Genomic DNA, 13,383 nt, shown 5'->3' with positions numbered 1-13,383 from the left:
GCGTCGGCTGGGCCTGCCTGGTCAGCGCCCGAGGTCGAGCGTGCCCTGGACCACCCGCTGGTCCTGCCGGGCGACCCGGTCCAGGTAGCTGCGGGACTTGGTCACCTCGTTCTCCAGCGTGCCGATGGTGGCCGCCATGTTGTCCAGCGCCTCCACCTTGAAGGTGTCGATCGCGTCCATCGTGGCGTAGATGTTGGCGAAGGCCGCCTGCAGCTGCGGCAGCCCGATGGTCGCCGACGCCGCCTGCTGCTGGATCGCCACCGAGTTGTCCCGCAGCATCTGCGAGGTGCGCTCGATCATCCCGCTGGTGGTGGTGTTCAGCGCGGTGATCTGGTCGAGCACGAGCTTCTGGTTGCCCAGCGCCTGCGCCACGATGACCGCGGTCCGCAGCGCGGAGACGGTCGTGGTCGAGGCCCGGTCGACACCCTTGATCAGCTCGATGTTGTTCTTGATCACGATGTCGATGGCCAGGTAGTTCTGGATCGACACGGCCAGCTGGACGAGCAGGTCCTGGTGCTTCTGCCGGACGTAGAACAACACGTCCTCGCGCAGCGCCTTCGCCTTGTCGGGGTCGGTCGTCTCCAGTTCGGCGATCGTCGCCGACAGCCGGGCGTCCAGCCGCTCGGCGACGTACACGTACTGGTTCAGCCGGCCCATCGCGTCCCAGAGCTGCTGCTTCTCCAGGTTCAGCGCGGCGTTGTCCTTGGCGAGCTCGTCCTGGCCGTTGCGCAGCGAGTGCAGGATGCCTTCGAGGTGGCTCTGCGCGCTCTGGTACTTGCGGAAGTAGTCCTCGATCTTGTCCCCGAACGGGATCATCCCGAGCAGCTTCTTCGGCCCGGTCGCTTCCTTCGGGTCCAGGTTCTCGACCGTACGGCGAAGCTCGAGCAGCGTCTTGCCGACGGTCGAGCCCTCCGACAGCCCGCCCTGGGTCAGTGCCTTGACCGGCGACTGCAGCAACCGGTTCGAGCTCTCCGCGGCGTGCCGGATGTCGACGTCACCCATGCTGCGGACGTCGCCGGCCTTCTGGGCGAACTCCGGCGAGCGCGGCGCGGCCGTCATCAGCGAGCTCAGGAACGTGTCGACCTTCGAGTCCAGGCCGGGCAGTGCGGCCGGGTCGACCGCCGGGGCCAGGCTCGGCGCCGCGGTCGCCGCTACGGGCTGTGGCGGCGCGGGCGCGGTCAGTACCAGTCCAGGTGCGGTCGCGGTCGGCGGCTGCAGCGGTGACTGAACCGGCGCGGCCTGTGCCGCCGCCTGTCCGGCCTGCCCTGCGGTGCCCTGTGTGTTGTCAGCTTCGGTCATCGTCGTTCCCCTCCGGTGGCCTGCCGCGAGCCTCCGCGGCCCGCATCCCCTGTCACACACTCCGTGACGCGCACACAATCTACGCGGTTCCCGGTCCCCAAAGGGACCACCTTCCCCGATCCGTGACCAGGACATTCGCCGCAACCCCGCCGTACACGCCTCCGGGCCGTCACCCGCCCATTGCCACCGGTGGCTGCCGGACGCATGATCGATAAGGAACCGAGGGGGCCTCGATGGCGCGGTTGCAACGTGCGGGGGACTGGCGACGCCTGTTCAACTTGCGCTCATAGGGACGCTACCGGCGATACTGACCGACGAGCAGTACCCGGGCCGGGTGTTCGCCACTTCGGGCTGGAGGTCGACGACCCGGGCTGGACCGGACATGTGTACCTCGACGACGTGAGCTGGTCCGCGCCCACCGAACTGCCGCCCGTACCGATCACGGGTCCGGCGCGAGAGGTTCGCAGTACGACGGCTGTCGTCACCGGGACTGTGGATCCGCGAGGGCTGGGCCTGCCGCCGATCTGGGACCAGCAGTGCGCCGGTGCGTCCGACGCCTGGTCGCGCGCCTGGCAGGAGTGGATCATCCGGGCAGCCGGGTGAGGCTTTACGAGCTGGGCAACGAGCCTGACCACTACTGCGGGATGACCGGGCAGCGGTACTACGACGAGCTGTGGGTCAACGCGCCGATACTGAAGGCCTATGCCCGCACACTCGGGCACGAGATCTTCATCGGCGGACCCGGCTGAAGCTCGCCGACACCGAGTGGAACGCCACGATCGAGCTCGACTGGCCGGGCAATGACGATCAAGCCTGGACCGACTTCTACGTCACCGCCATGTTCACGATGCTCCACGACCACGGCACCTGGCTGTCCACCCAGTCCACGATCGCCTCCCACACCGGCAAATCGATGGACCTGTTGAACACCGACGGCACCGCGAAGCCGCTGTACAACTCCTTCAAAGCCGTCAGTACGACAGACCCGCTCAACAACCGACCGAGGCTAGGCCGGCTTCACCATGCCGGCGGGCTTGTAGGTGCTGAAGATGATGCCGGACGGGAAGGTGTCCGTGCTGACCAGTTCGAAGGAGTGCGCCGGAGAACCCTCGGCGAAGAAGCGCTTGCCCGTCCCGACGAAGACCGGATTGACGGCCAGCAGGACTTCGTCGGCCAGTCCGTGGTCGAGCAGCGGCGAGGTCAGCGTGGAGCTGCCCGCGAGGACCAGGTCCGGGCCGTCCTGCGCTTTGACGCGGCGTACGGCCTCGACGACGTCCGGTCCAAGGCCTTCGTGCGGACCCCAGGCGAGACTCTCCGGGCGGTGGGTCACGACGAACTTCGTGGCTGCGTTGAGTCGGTCCGCCATCGGATTGCCCGAGACCGTCGGCCAGTAGGCCGACAACATGTCGTAGGTACGGCGGCCGAGCAGCAGGTCGAAGCTCTCGCCGTGGGCGGCGAGGATCGCGTCCCGGCCTTCGGGAGTCCGGTAGGGCGCGGTCCAATCGGGGTAGGGGAAAGCGTCGTCGTCGGCGGTGTTCTGGATCACGCCGTCGAGCGAGATGTGCTCGATGATCTTGAGTTTTCGCATCGGATTCTCCTAGCCGGCAAGGACTGCATCGAGTTGGGACATTGCTGCGCGGAGCCCGACCTCCATGCCGGGGATCGTCCGTTCCATCGCTTCCAGGCTGGAGAACCTCGTGACGCAGACCATCCGCGAGCCGGTCGGCGTGGTGGCGAAGGTGAACGTCATCGACGCGGGCATGTTCTCGTCCTCGGCGTTGTCCTCGCCGTCCTCCGCCTCGAACGAGTTGATGGGATCCACCGCGGTGAACTTCCAGGAGCCGCTCCACTTCTCACCGGCCGGACCGGTCAGGAAGTACTCGGCGCGCCCCCCGACTCTCAGGTCGTGGTGGGTGAAGGTGGCAGGCATGGTCGGCGGCCCCCAGAAGCGCTCCAGTTGGCGCGGGTCGGCGAAGGCGTCCCAGAGGCGTTGCTGTGGAACGGGATAGTCGCCCACCACGGTGAGCGTGAGGTTCGCGGCGTCCTTGGTGATCGACGTCAGCGGCATGATCAGTCTTCTTTCGGTAGCAGGACGTCGTCGAGCTGCGCCATCCGATGGCGCCAGATGGCCTCGAGCTGATCGAGAACCTCGCCGGCCCGCCGGAGCCGCTCGTGATTGGTGGAGACCAACCGCTCCCGCCCGCTCGCCTGCTTGCGAACGAGTCCTGCTCGCTCGAGTACGGCGACGTGCTTCTGAACGGCGGCAAAACTCATCTCGTAGTGCGCGGCCAGATCGGACACCGACGGCGTCCCGGTCAACGACCGCACCAAGATGTCCCGCCGAGTGCCATCGGCCAGCGCCCGGAACAGCTGGTCAAGCTCCTCATCACTCTCAACACCAAGTACAACCATGTGGTTGTACGTTAGTCACAACTGATGGTTTTGGCAAGCAGCGTGGGCGGTCAGACCGCGATCGGCGCCTTGATCCCCGGATGCGGGTCGTAACCGATCAGCTCGACGTCCCCGATCTCGTAGGAGTCGATCGAGTCGCGCTTCTTGAGCCGCAGCTCAGGCAGCGGGCGCGGCTCGCGGGTGAGCTGCAACTCTGCTTGTTTTTGGTGATTGAGGTAGATGTGCGCATCGCCAAGGGTGTGGACGAAGTCGCCAACCTCGAGCCCTGTCTGCTGAGCGATCATATGGGTGAGCAGGGCATAAGAGGCGATGTTGAACGGGACGCCCAAGAAGATGTCCGCGGACCGTTGATAGAGCTGGCAAGACAATTTGCCATCGGCAACGTAGAACTGGAACATCGTGTGGCAGGGCGGGAGTGCCATGTCCTCGATGTCAGCAACATTCCATGCGCTGACTATGTGACGCCGAGAATCAGGATTCTCCCGCAAGGACTTGATCACTGCGGCGATCTGATCGATGCTCCTGCCGTCCGGTGCCGGCCAGGAACGCCACTGGTAGCCGTAAACAGGCCCCAGTTCGCCGTCGCCTCCCGCCCACTCGTCCCAGATGGTGATGCCTTTGTCCTGCATCCATCTCGCGTTGGTCGAACCGCTCAAGAACCAGATGAGTTCACCGACGACCGACTTCATGTGCAGTTTCTTGGTGGTCACCGCCGGGAATCCGGCACGCAGGTCATAGCGGCTCTGATGACCGAAGACGCTCAAGGTTCCGGTGCCTGTCCGGTCACTTTTCTTCGTGCCATTTTCCAGGACATGTCTCATCAGATCCAGATACTGGTGCACGTTCTGGACGATAGCAGCAGGCGTCGCGAGCACCTCGTAGCCACTCGCGATGCACTCGGCAGGTGCTGGAAGCTGCCGGTTCCGGCAGTCGCTCGGTCACTCTGCGTCGGGCCAGATCGGTCATTCGTCCCTCGCCGGACACTGCCGGCTTCGTTCCGTGACGCCACCGCGGCGGTGGGGCGTCGGGCAGGTGGCCGCCTGCAAGCAGAGCTTTGAAGGCGGCCTGAATGGGCGCTGTATTTCTATCTATTTCTTGTTCTTGTTTTCTCTTGATCTTTTATGGCCATTTCCCTGGTGGGCTCTACCTCGCGTGCACACCCGAGCTGGCAGACTCGGTGGGTGAGTTCTGATGAGTTCGTGCTGACGCTGGTGTTGCAGGTCGAGAAGGTGGAGCGGCCTGCGCAGACTGATGCTCTGGAGGCCGGGGCCCGGGCGGTGCTGGCGATTCTGGCGGATGAGCGGTCGGTCGGCGAGGGGGAGTGGGCCGAGGCGATGCGCGGCTGGCAGGACGCCCGGATCCGGAAGGTGGTACGCCGGGCGCGGGGTGCCGAGTGGCGACGGGCTGCCGCGCTGCCGGGGGTCACGGTGACGGGTGGGACGGCCGTCGTACGGGTGTTCCCGCCGGTGCCGCTGGACGCAGTACCGAAAGATCTGGCCAAGCTGCAGGTGACTGGTACCGATCTGGAGGATCCCGACGAGCTCCCGGCGGTGGAGTCCGGCGTACCGGTGCTTTGGGTGAACCCGGGCCTGACGATGTCTACCGGCAAGACGATGGCCCAGGTTGGCCATGGTGCTCACCTGGCGTGGCTCCAACTCTCTGACGCCGCGCGCAAGTCGTGGCAGGAGGACGACTTCAGACTTGCTGTCCGCACCGCCAGTCCCGCTTACTGGCAAGGCCTGCTGGCGACCACCTTCCCCGTAGTACAGGACGCCGGCTTCACCGAGGTGGAACCAGGCAGCCGGACAGTGGTGGCCGAAGTACCACAGCTGCTGGGTCAGGACGGCCGGCGGCCGCGCGCTGTCTAAGTGTTGGTGGGCAGCCGCCGGCGCTTCCTACCGTTTGAGGCCAGTCACTTCGTCGAAGGAGAAGTCAATGGTCAAACGGATCAGGCGGATGGTGCTGGCCGGTGTGACGGCTGCGTTGGTGATGAGCGGCCTGACGGCCCAGGTCGCGGCAGCGGACCCGCCCTGCTACTCGGGCGAGGTCTGCGTCTACCGCAACGGCTATCTGCTCGACAAGTTCCCGCCGGTGTACTCCGGTCAGTGCAGGACGTTCAGCCGGTACTACGACCGGATCTGGAACCGCTCCGGGAACATCCAGCGCACCTGGTACAACAGCGGCTGCACCGGCGGCAACCTGCTGGTGTACCACGGTGACGACAAGCTGATCTTCTCAGTCTCGGTGGGAGGCTACTGACCTGCGGTAGTGCAGGTGGGTGACGCGGTCGCCTTCGGTGACTGTTGGGTTGTCGAAGAGTTGGTGGCGGCCTGTGTAGTTGCCGAAGAAGGGCTTGCCGGTGCCGAAGATGACGGGGACGAGTTGGAGGGAGAGCTCGTCGACGAGGCCGAGCTCGAGGGCCTGGCCGGTCAGGTTGCCGCCGGTGAGGGAGATGTTGCGGTCGCCGGCCATCGTCTTGGCCTGGCTGATCGCCTCCTCGAGGTTGTCGACGAAGGTGAACGGCGCGTCGGGGAACGGCCAGTCGGTCGGGGCCTGGTGGGTGACCACGATGACGTGGTCACCCACCGCCGGTACGCCGTTCCAGCCGTTGGTGATGTCGAACAGCCGCCGGCCGATGACGGTGACGGCGATGTCCGGCCAGACCGAGGCGATGTAGTCCGCACTCGCCTGGGTGACGTGGAACGGGCGGTCCGGATCGGCGCCGTAGACCTCGACCGATCCGTTGCCGTACCAGTCGAACAGTGGCCCGACCGCGTCGGAGTCGTCCGCGATGAAGCCGTCCAGGGAGACCGTCGCTCCCGCGATCACCTTGCTCATTTCGCCACCCGGTAGGTGAGATGCTGGGCCGTCGGAGTCGAGACGGCGTCGGTGAGTTCGAGATCGATCCGTGGCGAGGCGTCCACGGGGAAGAGTCGCGTACCCGATCCCAGTACGACGGGTGCGACGTGCAGCCGGACGATGTCGACCAGCCCTGCCGCCAGGAAGGCGTGGCAGACCTCGCCACCACCCATCACCACGATCTCCTTGCCGTTGGCAACCTCCTGGGCCTGCCGGACGGCGCTGTGCAGTCCGTCGGTGACGAACCGGAAACGCTCGCCGAGCCGGGTCGTGGCCGGTGCCTCGTGGGTGATCACGAAGACCGGTGGCGGGCGCTCGCCCGGCGGCTGGGCGCCGTACCCGACCTCCTCGTCCCAGCCGTGCGGGCCGTCGATGATGTCGAACAGCTTGCGGCCCTGGATGATCGCGCCGGTCCCGGTGAACGCCGCGTCCAGGATCGCGCGGTCGGCCTCGTTGCCCTCGAACGCCCAGGTGTGCAGCACCTCGCCGCCCTCGCCGAGACCGTGCTCCAGGTCGACGCCGGGGCCGGTGACGTAACCGTCCAGCGACATCGAGATGTCGACCACCACGGAGCTCATGACGACTGTCCCGCGAGCAGTTCGGCGAGCCGGTCCATCGAGTCGTTGATGCCGTACTCCATCCCGCTCTGGACCGCGGCGTCGCGCGCCTCGACCGACGGGAACACCGAGTGGGTGTGCAGCCGGACGCCGGTCTCGGTCTTCTCGTAGGTCGCGTTCTCCAGGCAGACCTGGCCGGGCGCGCCCTCCCACTCGAAGGTCTGGATGATCAGCGTGGCCGGCTCCACGGTGTGGAAGACACCACGGAACGCGTACTCCGTGCCGTCCTGCGCCTTGTGGATGTAGCGGTACCGCCCGCCGGGGCGTACGTCGTACTCCTCGACGATCGCCTCCAGCTCGCGCGGGCCGAGCCACTGGGCGATCAGTTCCGGATCGGTCTGGACCCGGAAGAGCTGTTCGGGGGTGGCGTCGAACTCGCGCGTCACGGAGACGAACGGGGTGCCCTCGGGGGCGCTGATGGTGGTCGGGTGGGTGCTCATCGGTCCTGCTCCTTCACGGTTTCGAGAACGGCGTCGATGCGGCGGAACCGGCGCTCGGAGGCCAGCCGGTAGTCGTCGATCCAGCTGGTCAGGGCTTCGAGAGCCGCCGGGTTGAGGCGGCACGGCCGGCGCTGGCCGTCGCGGCTGCGGGTGATCAGGCCGGCGGCCTCGAGCACCTGGAGGTGCCGCGAGATCGCCTGCTTGGTGATCGCGAACGGCTCGGCGAGCTCGTTCACCGTCGCCTCGCTCCGCGACAGCCGGGCGATCAGGGCCCGGCGGACCGGGTCACCGAGCGCCGTGAAGCCCCGGTCCAGCGTCTCTTCGTCAATCGACATCTTTATCAACCGTTCCGTTGATCAACTGATGTGTTGAATATAAGCACGTGCTCGGACGCAGGTCAAGCGGTGAGTTTTCAGACGGTTTCGAAGGCGGCCATCATGGCCATGTCCTCGTGTTCGAGGTTGTGGCAGTGGATGAGGTATTTGCCCTTGTGGGCAGTGAACTTCACCAGTACGTCGACCACTTCGGCCGGGCGGATGTCGACGGTGTCCTTCCAGCCGGCGTCGTACGGGCCGGGTTTGGCGCCGCCTCTGCGCAGTACCTGGAAGGGGGCGAGGTGGACGTCGACGGGGTGGTGGACGTCGGTGACGAAGGACCACACCTCGTACTGGTCGAGCTTGACCGAGGCCTGCATGTCCTTGGGGTCGAAAGCCCGGCCGTTGATCGTCCAGCCGCGGTGCCCACCCGCGCTGCCTCGCCGGAACCGCCACTCGCGGTGGACCAACCCCGACGGTTCGGGCACAGCGGCGTACGCCGAAAGCCTGGCGGGCACATTGCTGTCGTCAGCGGCCTTGCGGGCGACCTTGAACCGCATCACCTGCCCGGTACGCCCACTGTCGAGCTTGTTGACCAAGGTGACCTCACTACCCACCTCGTACTGCGAGAAGTCGACCACCACATCGAATCGCTCGGCCGGAGCAACCACCAGGGTCTTGTGCTCGACCGGAGCGCCGAGCAGCCCGCCATCGCTACCGATCTGCACGAGCTTGGCCGGGCCCTTGTCGAGTGCCAGCTCGAACCGGCGCGCGTTCGCCGCGTTGAGGATGCGGAACCGGTAGCGCGCCGCGTCCACCTCAAGCACCGGCCACGGAGCGCCGTTGACCAGGATGACGTCGCCGATCACACCTTCCATGTACTTCGCCTCAACACCCGGCCCGTCTTTGGCTGCTGGGTAGAGGAACGACCCGTCGGCCGCGAACGCCCGATCCGCCAGCACCAGTGGGATCTCGCGCTCGCCACCCGGTAGCGGCAGCGCGTCTTCCTCGGCGTCACGGATCAGGTGCAGGCCGAACAGGCCGCGGTACACCTGTGGGGCGGTGTAGTCCATCCGGTGGTCGTGGTACCAGAGCGTGGCGGCTCGCTGGGTGTTCGGATAGGTGTAGGTCCTCTTGCCCGACTTCACGTCGCCACCGGTCATGCCGCTGTGTCCGGCGTGCCCCTGATGTCCACCATCAGGCATCAGCAGGTCCAGCGGCCAGCCGTCGCTCGCTGCTGGGGTGTGGCCGCCGTGAAGATGCACCACTGTCGGTACGTCGAGCTGGTTGACCTGCTCGACCACAGTCGTCCGGCCGCTCCGTACGTCGAAGGTCGGGCCTGGCAGCAGTCCGTCGTACCCGAGCACTTCGGTCTTCAGTCCCGGCAGGATCTCCAGGGACGCCTTCTGCTGCACCACCCGGTAGTAGTCGACGCCTGCTCGCGTGTGGAGCGGCTTCTTCACCGGCGGGATCGGCAAGGGCACCTTGAAGGCTTCTGGCAGGGGCGCCTTGCTGGTAAGCAGTTCGGCAGTCTGCCCGGGGGACGGGTCGAGGCCGCAGTCGGCCAGCGTGACGGCCAGGCCGACGGCACCGGCCGCTCCGAGGAACCCACGGCGTGACAGCTTCATTGCTTGACCTCCTGGCGGCCCTGGCGAGCGCTGGAGCGGAAGGACCAGACCGTCATCCAGAGGACGGTGATCACGATGGCTGTGCCGAGCGGCACGTGGACGGCGAAGTTCTGCGTGTGGCCGACGACCTGCTGGGTGAGTTCGGCGACGACGAGACCGACTGTGGCGAGGGCCGGCCACCATCGGCCGCCGCCCGGGAAGCCGTACAGGATGGCGACGAACAGCTGGATCATCGCGATCAGGAACACCGACGAACCGATCGGGCTGTGCCAGTCCATCGCATCGACTTCACCGGAGAGGAAGTAGCCGGCCAGGATCGGCTGCGCCGTGATGAGAGCAGCGTGCAGGACCATGAAGATCCGCAACAGCACCAGCGTCGTTCGCGGCCGGCGAGGGCGGCGCTGCCTGGCCTGCTTCAGCTCGGGCGTCGGCTCAGGCTTCGGTTCGGCGGTAGGCGTCGATGTCATGCGAGCACCTCGCTCGGGACAATTTTCGCCGTACGCCGTACCCGCGCCGCCTTGCGGAAGGTCCAGACGGCGAAGGCGCAGGCGATCGCCACGGTCGCGACGCCGAGCGGGAGATGCAGGGCGAGTTCGCGGCTGTACCCCATCCCGATCTGGAAGCCCTCCGTGACGAGCAACAGCAACGAGATCAGCGCGGCCGAGCCGCGGCCGCCGGAACGCCAGTAGACGATCGCGATCGGCAGCTGGGCCATCGCGACGAAGGCGACACCCAGGCCGATCGGCTCGTGCAGCCGCATCGCGGCACCCGATCCGTTCAGGTAGACGCCCGCGAGCACGGGTTGCAGGCAGACCGCGACGGCGTGCAGGGCCGCGACCAGCCGAAGGGCAGCAAGGGACTTCATGGCCGCCACACTAGTAGCTTGTCTACATGTAGCGCGACCAGTTAAATCCCTGAGTCGTCCCTCAGCTCAGGTCAGGTGCCCCAGGGGTGAGACGGAGATGCCGGCCCGCTCGCAGACCCAGTGCGGATCCGGGCCGAGCTCGGGCTCGATCCGCAGCTCGTGATCGTGGAGGTCGTCGCAAGCGGTGCAGCGCGGCCAGCGAACGCCGGAATCGGACAGCCGGTCCTGCACGTCCTGCGCGACCAGGCCGGCGATGTGCTCGGCGCCGTCTGGCCACTGGTCCAGCCACCACTGCCGTCCGGCAACGGCGTCCTCCAGCAAGGACACCATCACGGCGTCGTCGAATCCCCGCGCGGCCAGGTCGTGGAGCACCTGAGCACGGGCCGTCAGCAACACGCCTGGTTCGTTCATCGCCCTTCAGAGTGCCAGACAGAACCGACAAAACCCCAAGCCGCGTGGCTTGGGGTTCTGCCGCCTCGGGAGAGGTCTGGTGGGATCAGCCCGCCAGCGGCTCGCACCGCGGGGCCGGGTCGATCCGGTCGGCGAGCTTGAGCTCGCGCTCGGCCACCTTCCGCAGTACTGCGGACAGCTGGGCGCGGACGGCGACGGTGCGCCGCGGGGCCGGCTCGTAGTACTCCTGCTGAGGAGCGTTCGGCAGTGCGGACTGGGCGAGGGACCGCGCGTTTTCCACTGCGGTGTTGCCGGCGATGAAGTAAGTCATGGTCGTGCTCCCTTCCGGAGGGCGCGTTGATCAGAACCAGCGGCCGGACGGCCGTCGGTGCGGATGGTGCGGGGGGACTGTGGGGTTCTGGGGGACTCAGTTGCGGGGTGCCGGACCGCTGCTGGCGCGGACCTTCAGCTCGGTCGGCATCATGATCTGGCGTTCGGTACTGGCCGGGTCGAGCAGCATCCGCCCGACGGCGCGGCCTTTGTCTTTGATCGGCTGGCTGACCGTGGTCAGCCCGGCCGTCTCGGCGGCGGGGATGTCGTCGAAACCTGCCACGGTCAGGTCCCGGCCGGGGACCAGGCCGCGGGTCCTCATCGCCTCCATCGCGCCGAGGGCCAGTACGTCGCTCAGCCCGACGATCGCGGTCGGCCGGTCCTGGGAGTCCAGCACCCACTCGGCCGCGGCCAGCCCTGAGCTGAAGGCGTTGTGCCCACCGGAGACGAGCCTGATCCGGGCGTCCGGCATCGCCTTGTGCAGGCCGCGGACCCGCAGCTCGCAGTCGGTGTAGCCGACCTGGTCGAGGCTGAGCTCGACCGGCCGGCTGCCGGCCGCCTGAGCGTTGTCGAGCAGGATGACGAGATCGCGGTGGCCGAGCCGGGCCAGGTGCCGGCCGAGCTCGGCGGCCGCCTCGGTCTCGTCGATCGCGACCCAGGACAGGTCCGGGTGGTCGCCGCGGTCGGTCGAGACCATCGGGATCCCGCGGTTCTTCAGCACGTCCAGGGCCGGGTGGCCCGGGGCGACGCAGAAGATCGCGGCGGCGTCGATCGCGGCCTGCTGGACCGCGTTCGTCCCGCCCTGGATGTCGGTCGAGCTGAGCGGCACCAGCAGCAGGCTGGTGGCGAACTCCTCGGCGACCTCGGCCAGCCCGGCCAGGAAGCCGACCGCGTACGGATCGGAGAACGCGTAGGCGAGCTTGTCGGTGAACAGCACCCCGACCGCACCCACCTTGCCGCTCCGCAGGGCCCGGGCGGAGGCGTCGGGCCCGGCGTACCCGAGCTCCTGGGCCTTGGCCAGGATCCGCTCGCGCAGTGCGGCGGAGAGCTGGTCGGGCTTGTTGTAGGCGTTCGAGACCGTCGACGGCGACACCCCGGCGGCCTGCGCCACGGTCTTCAGGGTGACTCTCGACATCTCGGCACCTCGTCTCTGGATCGTCTTCTGTATCGATCTTCTAAATCGTTCTAGAAAAACGATACAGAAGACTGCTGGGGAGCGCAACACCTATTTCGGGGCTACCTGGCGGGCCGATACAGGATGATGGCGGCATGGGTTCGTTGCTGGAGGTCATCGCGCTACATCCGGCGGACGCCGAAGCGGCTCAGGAGGGCGGCGCGGACCGGCTGGAGCTGTGTGCCGCGATGGAGGCCGACGGCCTGTGCCCGTCGGTCTCGACGGTCAGTGCGATCCGCCGGGTCACCGACCTGCCGTTGCGGGTGATGCTGCGGCTGTCGGACTCGTTCGGCACCGACGGCGCCGAGCTGAACCGGCTGACCGCGATGGCGCAGTCCTACCTGTCGGCGGGTGCGGACGGGTTCGTGTTCGGCTTCCTGACGCCGGACAACGAGGTGGACGTCGATTCGGTCGCCGCACTGGCGAGCACCTTCGCCGGTACGCCGTGGACGTTCCACCGGGCCGTCGACCATGTCCTGGAGCAGCGCAAGGCGTGGCGCGCGTTGCGCGGGCTCCCCGGTATGGACTGCGTGCTGACCGCAGGCTCTGCGCTCGGTGTCGGGCACGGGCTGGACGATCTGCTCAGCCTGGCGAAGGACGATCCGCAGGTCGCCCAGGTGATGATGGCGGGCGGCTCGCTCCAGCCGGAACACGTGCCCTGGTTGTACGGCGCGGGCGTCCGGCGGTTCCATGTCGGGTCGTCGGTGCGGCAGGACGGTTCGTGGACCAAGGCCTACGTGAACTCGCGGTTCGTCCGGGCCTGGCGCAACCTGCTGGACGCGCAGGACGAGAAAGCATGATCCTGATCGACCCACCGGCCTGGCCGGCCTGGAACCGCGTCTGGTCCCATCTGGCCAGCGACGTCTCGTACGACGAACTGCACGAGTTCGCCCGCAAGGCGGGCATCCCGGCACGAGGCTTCGACCGCGACCACTACGACGTACCGTCCGACCAGTACGACGCGCTGGTGGCGGCCGGCGCAGTACCGGTGTCCAGCCGGGTGCTTGTCCGGCGGTTGATCGAGGCTGGGTTGCGGCGTCGCAAGAGGAGTTGAA

General features: G+C 67.2%; 22 protein-coding genes. 6 read left to right on the top strand and 16 right to left on the bottom strand.

What is annotated here, in order from left to right; all coding sequences use genetic code 11:
* Positions 1-21: 21 nt before the first annotated feature.
* Complete coding sequence (locus AB0F51_RS11060; RefSeq protein ID WP_360277485.1) at positions 22-1,299, bottom strand: toxic anion resistance protein; 1,278 nt, start codon at positions 1,297-1,299, stop codon at positions 22-24.
* 399 nt (positions 1,300-1,698) lie between these two features.
* On the opposite strand from AB0F51_RS11060, the gene AB0F51_RS11055 reads away from it, so the two are divergent.
* A complete protein-coding gene (locus AB0F51_RS11055) occupies positions 1,699-1,902 on the top strand; it encodes a hypothetical protein (RefSeq protein WP_360277482.1) in 204 nt (67 codons plus the stop codon).
* Entirely contained in the window at positions 1,899-2,048 is a 150-nt protein-coding gene (locus AB0F51_RS11050; RefSeq protein ID WP_360277479.1) for a hypothetical protein, read from the top strand. The genes AB0F51_RS11055 and AB0F51_RS11050 overlap by 4 nt, the downstream gene beginning before the upstream one ends.
* Positions 2,049-2,124: 76 nt before the next feature.
* Here AB0F51_RS11050 and AB0F51_RS11045 read toward each other — a convergent pair whose 3' ends face one another.
* The 5 genes from AB0F51_RS11045 to AB0F51_RS11025 are packed head-to-tail and all read right to left on the bottom strand — an operon-like array spanning position 2,125 to position 4,553.
* A complete protein-coding gene (locus AB0F51_RS11045) occupies positions 2,125-2,295 on the bottom strand; it encodes a hypothetical protein (protein WP_360277477.1) in 171 nt (56 codons plus the stop codon).
* Positions 2,296-2,305: 10 nt separating this feature from the next.
* Positions 2,306-2,887: a dihydrofolate reductase family protein gene (locus AB0F51_RS11040; RefSeq protein WP_360277474.1), complete on the bottom strand. Its 582-nt coding sequence runs from the start codon at positions 2,885-2,887 to the stop codon at positions 2,306-2,308.
* A gap of 9 nt (positions 2,888-2,896) precedes the next feature.
* Entirely contained in the window at positions 2,897-3,367 is a 471-nt protein-coding gene (locus AB0F51_RS11035) for an SRPBCC domain-containing protein (protein ID WP_360277471.1), read from the bottom strand.
* Positions 3,368-3,369: 2 nt separating this feature from the next.
* Entirely contained in the window at positions 3,370-3,711 is a 342-nt protein-coding gene (locus AB0F51_RS11030) for a metalloregulator ArsR/SmtB family transcription factor (RefSeq protein WP_360277469.1), read from the bottom strand.
* Positions 3,712-3,761: 50 nt separating this feature from the next.
* On the bottom strand, positions 3,762-4,553 hold the full coding sequence (locus tag AB0F51_RS11025; RefSeq protein ID WP_360277467.1) for a thymidylate synthase: 792 nt from the start codon (positions 4,551-4,553) through the stop codon (positions 3,762-3,764).
* A gap of 339 nt (positions 4,554-4,892) precedes the next feature.
* On the opposite strand from AB0F51_RS11025, the gene AB0F51_RS11020 reads away from it, so the two are divergent.
* Together AB0F51_RS11020 and AB0F51_RS11015 are read left to right on the top strand one after the other, a co-directional pair.
* Positions 4,893-5,579: a peptidyl-tRNA hydrolase gene (locus AB0F51_RS11020; protein ID WP_360277464.1), complete on the top strand. Its 687-nt coding sequence runs from the start codon at positions 4,893-4,895 to the stop codon at positions 5,577-5,579.
* A gap of 67 nt (positions 5,580-5,646) precedes the next feature.
* Positions 5,647-5,970, top strand: coding sequence for a hypothetical protein (locus AB0F51_RS11015; RefSeq protein WP_360277461.1), 324 nt, complete (start codon positions 5,647-5,649; stop codon positions 5,968-5,970).
* Here AB0F51_RS11015 and AB0F51_RS11010 read toward each other — a convergent pair.
* The 10 genes from AB0F51_RS11010 to AB0F51_RS10965 all read right to left on the bottom strand — a co-directional run bounded on the left by AB0F51_RS11010 (position 5,947) and on the right by AB0F51_RS10965 (position 12,289).
* Entirely contained in the window at positions 5,947-6,549 is a 603-nt protein-coding gene (locus AB0F51_RS11010; RefSeq protein WP_360277459.1) for a dihydrofolate reductase family protein, read from the bottom strand. The genes AB0F51_RS11015 and AB0F51_RS11010 overlap by 24 nt on opposite strands.
* Complete coding sequence (locus AB0F51_RS11005; protein WP_360277456.1) at positions 6,546-7,148, bottom strand: dihydrofolate reductase family protein; 603 nt, start codon at positions 7,146-7,148, stop codon at positions 6,546-6,548. Before AB0F51_RS11005 ends, AB0F51_RS11010 begins: the two co-directional genes overlap by 4 nt.
* Positions 7,145-7,627, bottom strand: a complete 483-nt coding sequence (locus tag AB0F51_RS11000) for an SRPBCC family protein (RefSeq protein ID WP_360277453.1) — start codon at positions 7,625-7,627, stop codon at positions 7,145-7,147. The genes AB0F51_RS11005 and AB0F51_RS11000 overlap by 4 nt, the downstream gene beginning before the upstream one ends.
* Positions 7,624-7,962: a metalloregulator ArsR/SmtB family transcription factor gene (locus AB0F51_RS10995; RefSeq protein WP_360277451.1), complete on the bottom strand. Its 339-nt coding sequence runs from the start codon at positions 7,960-7,962 to the stop codon at positions 7,624-7,626. The genes AB0F51_RS11000 and AB0F51_RS10995 overlap by 4 nt, the downstream gene beginning before the upstream one ends.
* 77 nt (positions 7,963-8,039) lie before the next feature.
* Positions 8,040-9,569 carry a multicopper oxidase domain-containing protein gene (locus tag AB0F51_RS10990; RefSeq protein WP_360277449.1) on the bottom strand — a complete coding sequence of 510 codons (1,530 nt, stop codon included), beginning with the start codon at positions 9,567-9,569 and terminating at the stop codon, positions 8,040-8,042.
* On the bottom strand, positions 9,566-10,036 hold the full coding sequence (locus tag AB0F51_RS10985; protein ID WP_360277446.1) for a hypothetical protein: 471 nt from the start codon (positions 10,034-10,036) through the stop codon (positions 9,566-9,568). Before AB0F51_RS10985 ends, AB0F51_RS10990 begins: the two co-directional genes overlap by 4 nt.
* Entirely contained in the window at positions 10,033-10,434 is a 402-nt protein-coding gene (locus AB0F51_RS10980) for a hypothetical protein (protein WP_360277444.1), read from the bottom strand. Before AB0F51_RS10980 ends, AB0F51_RS10985 begins: the two co-directional genes overlap by 4 nt.
* Positions 10,435-10,500: 66 nt before the next feature.
* Positions 10,501-10,845, bottom strand: coding sequence for a hypothetical protein (locus AB0F51_RS10975; RefSeq protein WP_360277441.1), 345 nt, complete (start codon positions 10,843-10,845; stop codon positions 10,501-10,503).
* Positions 10,846-10,930: 85 nt separating this feature from the next.
* Positions 10,931-11,155, bottom strand: coding sequence for a hypothetical protein (locus AB0F51_RS10970; protein WP_360277438.1), 225 nt, complete (start codon positions 11,153-11,155; stop codon positions 10,931-10,933).
* Positions 11,156-11,251: 96 nt separating this feature from the next.
* The gene (locus AB0F51_RS10965) at positions 11,252-12,289 is read right to left on the bottom strand and encodes a LacI family DNA-binding transcriptional regulator (protein ID WP_360277435.1); all 1,038 of its coding nucleotides are present in this window, start codon (positions 12,287-12,289) and stop codon (positions 11,252-11,254) included.
* A 134-nt stretch (positions 12,290-12,423) separates the two neighbouring features.
* On the opposite strand from AB0F51_RS10965, the gene AB0F51_RS10960 reads away from it, so the two are divergent.
* Positions 12,424-13,128, top strand: a complete 705-nt coding sequence (locus AB0F51_RS10960; protein WP_360277431.1) for a copper homeostasis protein CutC — start codon at positions 12,424-12,426, stop codon at positions 13,126-13,128.
* Entirely contained in the window at positions 13,125-13,382 is a 258-nt protein-coding gene (locus AB0F51_RS10955; protein ID WP_360277428.1) for a DUF4031 domain-containing protein, read from the top strand. The genes AB0F51_RS10960 and AB0F51_RS10955 overlap by 4 nt, the downstream gene beginning before the upstream one ends.
* Position 13,383 lies beyond the last annotated feature (1 nt).

Source organism: Kribbella sp. NPDC023855 (assembly GCF_040639475.1).
Classification (GTDB): domain Bacteria; phylum Actinomycetota; class Actinomycetes; order Propionibacteriales; family Kribbellaceae; genus Kribbella.
The sequence above is the reverse complement of the archived record's forward strand: the minus strand, read 5'-3'. Positions and strand labels throughout refer to the sequence as shown.

Excerpts from the sequence above, each read along its gene's own strand:
- AB0F51_RS10980 (WP_360277444.1), bottom strand. The coding sequence starts at position 10,434 with ATGAAGTCCCTTGCTGCCCTTCGGCTGGTCGCGGCCCTGCACGCCGTC.
- AB0F51_RS11035 (WP_360277471.1), bottom strand. The coding sequence starts at position 3,367 with ATGCCGCTGACGTCGATCACCAAGGACGCCGCGAACCTCACGCTCACC.
- AB0F51_RS11010 (WP_360277459.1), bottom strand. The coding sequence starts at position 6,549 with ATGAGCAAGGTGATCGCGGGAGCGACGGTCTCCCTGGACGGCTTCATC.
- AB0F51_RS10995 (WP_360277451.1), bottom strand. The coding sequence starts at position 7,962 with ATGTCGATTGACGAAGAGACGCTGGACCGGGGCTTCACGGCGCTCGGT.
- AB0F51_RS11015 (WP_360277461.1), top strand. The coding sequence starts at position 5,647 with ATGGTCAAACGGATCAGGCGGATGGTGCTGGCCGGTGTGACGGCTGCG.
- AB0F51_RS10990 (WP_360277449.1), bottom strand. The coding sequence starts at position 9,569 with ATGAAGCTGTCACGCCGTGGGTTCCTCGGAGCGGCCGGTGCCGTCGGC.
- AB0F51_RS10965 (WP_360277435.1), bottom strand. The coding sequence starts at position 12,289 with ATGTCGAGAGTCACCCTGAAGACCGTGGCGCAGGCCGCCGGGGTGTCG.
- AB0F51_RS11030 (WP_360277469.1), bottom strand. The coding sequence starts at position 3,711 with ATGGTTGTACTTGGTGTTGAGAGTGATGAGGAGCTTGACCAGCTGTTC.
- AB0F51_RS11060 (WP_360277485.1), bottom strand. The coding sequence starts at position 1,299 with ATGACCGAAGCTGACAACACACAGGGCACCGCAGGGCAGGCCGGACAG.
- AB0F51_RS10960 (WP_360277431.1), top strand. The coding sequence starts at position 12,424 with ATGGGTTCGTTGCTGGAGGTCATCGCGCTACATCCGGCGGACGCCGAA.
- AB0F51_RS11040 (WP_360277474.1), bottom strand. The coding sequence starts at position 2,887 with ATGCGAAAACTCAAGATCATCGAGCACATCTCGCTCGACGGCGTGATC.
- AB0F51_RS10985 (WP_360277446.1), bottom strand. The coding sequence starts at position 10,036 with ATGACATCGACGCCTACCGCCGAACCGAAGCCTGAGCCGACGCCCGAG.
- AB0F51_RS10975 (WP_360277441.1), bottom strand. The coding sequence starts at position 10,845 with ATGAACGAACCAGGCGTGTTGCTGACGGCCCGTGCTCAGGTGCTCCAC.
- AB0F51_RS11000 (WP_360277453.1), bottom strand. The coding sequence starts at position 7,627 with ATGAGCACCCACCCGACCACCATCAGCGCCCCCGAGGGCACCCCGTTC.
- AB0F51_RS10970 (WP_360277438.1), bottom strand. The coding sequence starts at position 11,155 with ATGACTTACTTCATCGCCGGCAACACCGCAGTGGAAAACGCGCGGTCC.
- AB0F51_RS11005 (WP_360277456.1), bottom strand. The coding sequence starts at position 7,148 with ATGAGCTCCGTGGTGGTCGACATCTCGATGTCGCTGGACGGTTACGTC.
- AB0F51_RS10955 (WP_360277428.1), top strand. The coding sequence starts at position 13,125 with ATGATCCTGATCGACCCACCGGCCTGGCCGGCCTGGAACCGCGTCTGG.